General features: G+C 53.8%; 8 protein-coding genes. All 8 read right to left on the minus strand.

Annotated features, from left to right (window positions below):
* A partial coding sequence (locus tag ACESZP_RS17685; protein ID WP_499709917.1) for a PcfB family protein occupies positions 1-383 on the minus strand: 383 nt, incomplete at its 3' end.
* 101 nt (positions 384-484) lie between these two features.
* Positions 485-796, minus strand: coding sequence for a DUF5720 family protein (locus tag ACESZP_RS17690; protein WP_015527911.1), 312 nt, complete (start codon positions 794-796; stop codon positions 485-487).
* Positions 789-1,151, minus strand: a complete 363-nt coding sequence (locus ACESZP_RS17695; protein ID WP_015527912.1) for a DUF7768 domain-containing protein — start codon at positions 1,149-1,151, stop codon at positions 789-791. Before ACESZP_RS17695 ends, ACESZP_RS17690 begins: the two co-directional genes overlap by 8 nt.
* A 48-nt stretch (positions 1,152-1,199) precedes the next feature.
* A complete protein-coding gene (locus ACESZP_RS17700; protein WP_499709919.1) occupies positions 1,200-2,078 on the minus strand; it encodes a DUF6017 domain-containing protein in 879 nt (292 codons plus the stop codon).
* 69 nt (positions 2,079-2,147) lie between these two features.
* Positions 2,148-2,339 (minus strand): hypothetical protein, encoded by a 192-nt coding sequence (locus ACESZP_RS17705; protein WP_499709922.1) that lies wholly within the window; start codon positions 2,337-2,339, stop codon positions 2,148-2,150.
* A 26-nt stretch (positions 2,340-2,365) separates the two neighbouring features.
* Positions 2,366-2,641, minus strand: coding sequence for a DUF5720 family protein (locus ACESZP_RS17710; protein WP_021905612.1), 276 nt, complete (start codon positions 2,639-2,641; stop codon positions 2,366-2,368).
* A gap of 12 nt (positions 2,642-2,653) precedes the next feature.
* Positions 2,654-3,583 (minus strand): ParB/RepB/Spo0J family partition protein, encoded by a 930-nt coding sequence (locus ACESZP_RS17715; RefSeq protein ID WP_499709920.1) that lies wholly within the window; start codon positions 3,581-3,583, stop codon positions 2,654-2,656.
* A complete protein-coding gene (locus ACESZP_RS17720) occupies positions 3,540-4,361 on the minus strand; it encodes a ParA family protein (protein WP_242411080.1) in 822 nt (273 codons plus the stop codon). Before ACESZP_RS17720 ends, ACESZP_RS17715 begins: the two co-directional genes overlap by 44 nt.
* Positions 4,362-4,581: the final 220 nt, after the last annotated feature.

Below are 4,581 nucleotides of genomic sequence, written 5' to 3' on the forward strand. Positions count from 1 at the left end.
TTTTTGCCGGTGTACTCGGTAAAGGCTGCTGTCAGCGCATCCGCATCACGACCTTTGAAAAAGATCAGGTACTTGGGTGGGGAGCTGCTGCGGTCCTTCTTCACCGCATAGTCCACGCCGTATTTCCGGGCGATCTTCTCAAACTCCTTGATGGAGGGGTCGGTGATCTCGATGTTGGAAACGCCCTGATTCTGGCCGATCAGCTGCTTCACCGTCTGCTTGCCGTGGGGAATCACGGGGGTATCCCGGCTTTTCTGCTTTTGCATCTTCTTTTCCTTGCGGTGGGCAAGGTACTTGGTGATGGCGGCTTTCATCAACCGCCCGGTAAACTTTGTTCCGCTGACTACCAGCGTCAAAGTCCTGTTTTCCACTTCCTCCTGCATAGGTCATCGCCTCCTTTCCACGGATTTTGCAGGGGTGGCACTTGATACTAAGGCGGGACCACCAACCGCCGCAGCAGGTATTTCAGCATGGCAGGCTCCTTTCAGCGCAGCTGGTCGGAGCGGTCATAGTACAGATGGCCCTGGCGCACTTTGGCATGGCTGAGAATCTTGATGTGGCCCTTTTCCTGGTTCTCCAGGCTTTTCTGGTATCCGGCCTCCGTCAGAAATAGGCGGGTCCGTTCACCTTTCCAGCCCACCGGGGAATCGTCGGTCAGCACATCGAAGATAATCATGTGCCGGGTGTCATCGGCAAACCGCTCCAAATCCATGTACTCATGGCCGTGGTAGTTCTGCGCCCCGGCTTTGAGGCGCATTTCCTCCATCAGCTGGCCCACGGTCTTACGCTCAGGCATGGCGTGCGCCTCCTTTCCCGCGTCCCTGACCCTTCACGGTCAGGATACCGTCCAGGGTGGTGGCGGTGATCCGCAGGCGCTCGGCGGTGGCAATGTCATTCTTCACGGTCTCGTCGATGCCGTGGCCGCAGACCACCAGCACATGGGACCGGCGCAGGTAGTCCCGCGCCATATCCAGCCCGTCCTTGTGTTCCTGGGGAATCTCGTCCTTGAGGAAGGTAGGCAGGAACAGCACCGGGCAGATGGGCGAATACCCGGCGTCGTACACCTGACGACAGTAGGCCGCAGCGCTCTCGGCGTTCTCATACTGGCTGTTGCTCCAGGGAGCCGTAATGTAGGCAAGAGGTCGTTTCATGGCAAAATCCTTTCTCCCGGTGTTTTCGGGTAGCAGAAAAGCGGCTGTTTACCAGCCGCCTGCGTACATATCGTGGTTGACTTGTGCGGTGTAGTGGTTGCTGATCGTGGTCGGCGCATTAAACAGCACCGTCAGCAGGTATTGCTTCATGTTGCGGACCTCGGTGGTGTTTTTCTGCAAGCTGTCCATGACAAACCGGATATGTTCGCTGTCCAGCTTCAAAAAACGGGAGCGAACCACCTCATGGGGGAAGTCGCTGCCTGCAATCCGGGTGGTTTTGCGTCTGGCACAGACGGTTTCCACCATCAGCTCCACGATCTCGTCTAAATCCTCCCGATAGGTAGCAAACTCCCTGCACAGGTAGTCATACTCGATGTTCTCTAAAATCAAATTCCGATATTCTTCCATCTCTGTAACAGACATCGCATCCCTTCCTTTCCGTTCCGGCGGTCTTGCCGCCGCTGGCTCCCGGAAGGGAATGGAATCGGTACTTGATCCATGAGTAATTGATTTTTGAGTATTTGATTTCTCTATATTTAATTCTGCGGGCTTTTCCGTATCCGGTTTCTCCATATCCGGGTTTTCCGTATCTGGTGAAGCCGTATCCGGCTGGGGCGTATCCGGGTTCTTCGGCTGTGGCTGCTCGTAGATCACATACTCGGTATCGCTGATCCGACCCTGCCTGTCCCGCAGCTGATGGCGGACAATGTACCCGGCAGTTTCCAGCTCCCGCAGCGCACCGCCAATCGCGTCCACGCCCTCTTTGCAGATGGCAGCAAGCCCTCTGGTGGTGTAGTTCCAGTCTTCCGGTAAGGACAACATCATGGAAAGCAGCCCCTTGGCTTTCAGGGACAGCTTCCCGTTGCGTAAATGGTGATTGCTCATCACGGTATAATCTCTGGTTCGTTCAATGCGAAATACGGCCATTGACCTCACTCCTTCCAAATTTCTCAGGGTATGAAAAAAGCCACAATCCTGTAAAAAGAATTGTGGCAGTCAGCTGTTTTGTTCACTTTTTTTGCGACGGTAGGGACGCTTGGGAATGGGCGGTTTGTCCAACAGGTCATTTCCCTGAGAGAATGGCAGAGTTTGCAGAACACGGTCAATCTCCGCAGATTCCATATCATGCTGGGAATGGCAATCCTCCCGGATTGCTTCCCGTATTTCCTTTACAGTACACATTTCAATCCTTTCCTTTCGCAGTAATGATTTGTTTATGAGTGGCGGCGGCGCTTGTCCGGCTTAAAATCGAGGATATGTCCCTCGATGATACGGGCGTAACGCTTGATCTTGATTTCCCGGCGCTGCTGGCTCAGGAGGGCGGCCTGATAGCCGTCCTCCGTAAGAAACAGCCGCATTTCATCACCGGGACTGCCGTAGGCACAGGAACGCAGGACAGAAAACTCAATCATCCGGCGGGTATTATCCTGAAAACGCTCCACGGCAAGAATGTTATGTCCTTTCAGCTCACGGGCTGAAATATCCCTCATAGGCGGCTCCTTTCATCGTTCCTGCTCTCTCTGGCGCTTCTTCTGCCACGCCTCCAGCAGCTTGATAATGGTTTCCTGCATCCGCTGGGGCGTGTAGCTCTTGGGAAAATACTTCCGCAAAGTGTCCGAGGTGAATGTCACCTTGTCCAGATCGCTTTTCTTTTCCTCGCCCATAATGGCCCGCATCACATCAATGGATAAATGCCCCTCCTGACTGAATTTCTTGAGCCGCTGGGCCTGGGAGAGAGAAGGGGTGGCCTGTTCGCTGTCCATCGCGTCCAAAAGCTGCACCTGTTCCTCTTTTTTCAGGAACGACAGCTCATACGCCGGATTGAGAGCGATTTTTCGTTCATCCACCATATCCAGCAGTTCGGGAATCAGCTCCGTCAGGCGGATAAAGCGCTGTACCTGCCGTTGGCTTTCGCCAGCCTGATCTGCAACCTTTTGAATAGAGGTCTGCGACTTCTCGCCAACTTGGCGAGAAGTTAAATCGGTTCGTGCGCCCTGATGTTTGACAGCCTCCAGCTTCATTTTATAGGCAAAGGCTCTTTCGCTGGGGAGCAGGCTTTCACGCTGCAAGTTGCTGTCCACCATGATGATGGTGGCGGCATCATCGTCCAAATCCCGGACAATGACTGGCATGGTTTCTTTCTCAGCCAGTTCACTGGCCCTGTGCCGCCTGTGTCCGGCTACCAGTTCATAGCCGCCCTCTGGGTCAGGTCTTGCAATCGCCGGAACCAGCACACCATACTGCTTGATACTGTCCGCAGTTTCCAGCATGGCTTCATCATCCTTGACTTTGAACGGATGGTTCTTAAAAGGGTGCAGTTCAGACAAGGGGATTTCCTGAATCTTCTCCAGCCGTTCTTCCAAACGGCTTTCCTCGGTGGAAAACAGGTCATCTACCGATGCCAGCTCTACTTTTTTCGCGCTGCTTTTCAAGTTTCGTCACCTCCTGCGTCAGATTTTTGTAGCTCTCAGCCACCTTGCCGCCAGGGTCATGGGCAAAAATGCTCTTGCCCTCGGCGCTGATTTCCTTTGCCCTAACAGAATGGGGAATCTCGGTGGCGAACACCTTGATTTTGCTGCCGTAGGTCTCCCGCAGCAAGGCGGCGATCTCCTTGGCAAAGTTGGTGCGGTTGTCCACCATCGTCAGCAGGATGCCGTCAATCTGGAGCTTGGGGTTGATCTGTCGCTTCACCTTATTTACTGTTTGGAGCAGCTGTTCTAAACCCTTGGCGGGCAGATACTCTGCCTGGACGGGGATTATGATCCTGTTTGCAGCTGCCAGCGCATTGACCGTGAGCATACCCAGGGAGGGCTGGCAGTCAATCAGGATATGGGAATACTGTCCCTTGAGCGTGTCAAGATACTGCCGCAGGATGGTCTCACGGCTCATGGCATTTACCAGGGAAACCTCCATGCCAGAGAGCTGGATGTCCGCAGGCATCAGGTCAACGCCTTCCGGGTGGTGCAGGATGCCCTCACCGGGTCGCAACGGCTCGTCCATCAGGATACGGCCCATCGCGTCGGACAGAGTAAAGGGCAGCTTGTCCGGCTGGGGATTGCCCAGGCTAATGGTCAGGCTGCCTTGCGGGTCCCCGTCGATCAGCAGCACTTTCTTTCCGGCCTGTGCCAGTCCCACACCTAAGTTCGCGCAGGTCGTTGTCTTGCCAACGCCGCCTTTCTGGTTGGCAATGGCAATGATTTGCGTGTTCATTAACTTCACCTCATTTCTAATTGTTGCTGTTGCTTCTGGAAATAGAAAAAGCCGCCACTCCAAAATAAAAAGTGAAGTGACGGCTCTTTCTATCGCCGGAATACGAGTTCCTGAAATGAAAAAAGCACCCAGTCATTTATGATCTGTGTGCTACATCAAATTCATATTCAATTATTCAAATTAGCTCAAACTATGCCAAACTGCCACAGCCAAAAAACGA

It is taken from the genome of Candidatus Dorea massiliensis AP6, assembly GCF_964245105.1.
GTDB lineage: Bacteria > Bacillota > Clostridia > Lachnospirales > Lachnospiraceae > Laedolimicola > Laedolimicola intestinihominis.

Bases quoted from the DNA above. Each gene is read 5' to 3' on its own strand.
- ACESZP_RS17690 (WP_015527911.1), bottom strand. From the start codon at position 796: ATGCCTGAGCGTAAGACCGTGGGCCAGCTGATGGAGGAAATGCGCCTC.
- ACESZP_RS17695 (WP_015527912.1), bottom strand. From the start codon at position 1,151: ATGAAACGACCTCTTGCCTACATTACGGCTCCCTGGAGCAACAGCCAG.
- ACESZP_RS17700 (WP_499709919.1), bottom strand. From the start codon at position 2,078: ATGGCCGTATTTCGCATTGAACGAACCAGAGATTATACCGTGATGAGC.
- ACESZP_RS17710 (WP_021905612.1), bottom strand. From the start codon at position 2,641: ATGAGGGATATTTCAGCCCGTGAGCTGAAAGGACATAACATTCTTGCC.
- ACESZP_RS17720 (WP_242411080.1), bottom strand. From the start codon at position 4,361: ATGAACACGCAAATCATTGCCATTGCCAACCAGAAAGGCGGCGTTGGC.